The organism is Vibrio sp. Vb1554, assembly GCF_033344235.1.
In genome coordinates this window covers 1-1,511 of record NZ_JAWPOJ010000156.1, presented here as the reverse complement: position 1 = coordinate 1,511, position 1,511 = coordinate 1, and the positions used below count along the sequence as shown (strand labels likewise).

Here is a 1,511-nt window from a genome sequence, read left to right as displayed (position 1 = left end):
AGACCCATGAGATCACGCATCAAAGAGTCGGCATTGCTTAAGCCGTTGCTCAGCGGCATCTCTTCTTCTTTTTCGAAGTAGCCAGGCGTACTGATGGTCAAATGACCAGTATCTCTAGCGGTTGACTCTTTGAGGCTGTCGTAGGTGTACAGGCCAAAACCGCCCGCACTGCCTAGCGCATACACCGCGATGGCGATAATGCTGGCTGAGAGTGCGCTGCGACGACGATTGCGCTGCAAATTGAGCAACGCAATACGTAGCGAATCAGGCAAACAGCGTGCGATCAACTTGCCCATGAGACCTCCTTCACACTGGCGTGCGTTTGGATGATTTTGCCGTCCACCAGCTCGATGGTGCGATCGCAGCGTGATGCCATGCGAGGGTCGTGAGTGGCGACAATGAAGGTGGTACCAAACTCGTGCCCGAGCTCTTTCATGATATCGATGACTTTGTTTGCGGTTTGACTATCGAGGCTTGCTGTTGGCTCGTCGGCAATCACTAATGCAGGTTTGTGAACCAAAGCGCGAGCAATCGCTACCCGTTGCTGCTGACCACCAGACAAGTTATCGGGCATGTGATGGATAAATTCGCCCAGCCCCACATGTTCCAACATTTGTGTGGCAAGTTCGGTTTGTTCAGTTTTTGAAAAACCGTTGAGATGCAACGGATAAGCGACGTTCTCCAAAGCCGTCATCACTGGCACCAAGTTGAATTTTTGGAATATAAAACCCAGCTTTTCACGGCGCATTTTCGCAGCCTGCATTTGTCCACTCGGGTAAGGTTGACCAGCAAACGTTACCTGACCTTGATATTGAGAATCCAACATGCCAAGCACATTGAGTAAGGTACTTTTTCCTGAGCCGGAAGGCCCACACAGCGCCACCATTTCACCGGCAAACACCTCACCAGAGACTTCTTGCAACGCGCGTACGGTTTGGCTGCCAAGGGTGTAATCGCGACTGAGTTGACTGAAAACGATCATGACGCCTCCTTAATGTTTAGCCAGTAACGCTTTGGCAGTTTGCGTTTCTAAGTGAGTGCTATCGAAACTTTCCATTTTCGCCAACCATTTCTGCGCTTGCTCCATGTCCTCAGCACGCAGCGCTGCTTCAATGGCGTAAAGGTAAACCCAAGCCGTTGCCGCGAACGGTTGTTGATTGAAGCTCGGTTCATCAAGCAGAGTCAGGTACAGCCCGTACCCACGCTCAAAGTGATTAAACATATCCGGAAGCGAAGTGTAAGTGGTGGCCGCCATCGCAGTAGCCAATTGATATTCTGGTAGCCCTTGTAAACGCTGCTGCGCTTGAATCGGCATAGGTTGATTCGCCATTAAATCCAAACCTTTCTGAATGGTGGCAAGCCCACGTTCAGTGAACTTCATCTTGTTCCATGGCATAAACGCATCGCGCCCTTGCAAGGTTTCACTGCTGCCAAGGTAAACCAATGTCACAGGCGTAGCGCCTTGCTTTTGAACTAATTGTGAAAGCTCGTCATGTACAGTATCCACCAAA

Annotated in this window: 2 protein-coding genes and 1 pseudogene; all 3 read right to left on the bottom strand. The window is 50.5% G+C overall.

The window, feature by feature from the left end:
- Positions 1-296: pseudogene (locus R8N28_RS24530) on the bottom strand (ABC transporter permease); the annotation flags it as partial.
- Positions 284-982 (bottom strand): ABC transporter ATP-binding protein, encoded by a 699-nt coding sequence (locus R8N28_RS24525; RefSeq protein WP_318183583.1) that lies wholly within the window; start codon positions 980-982, stop codon positions 284-286. The pseudogene R8N28_RS24530 and the gene R8N28_RS24525, both read right to left, overlap by 13 nt.
- Before the next feature lie 9 nt (positions 983-991).
- Positions 992-1,511 (bottom strand): hypothetical protein (locus tag R8N28_RS24520; protein ID WP_318183582.1); only part of this gene is annotated, 520 nt, incomplete at its 5' end.

What these genes read in the sequence shown, in the direction of transcription:
- R8N28_RS24525 (WP_318183583.1), bottom strand. Translation starts at nt 982, where the DNA reads ATGATCGTTTTCAGTCAACTCAGTCGCGATTACACCCTTGGCAGCCAA.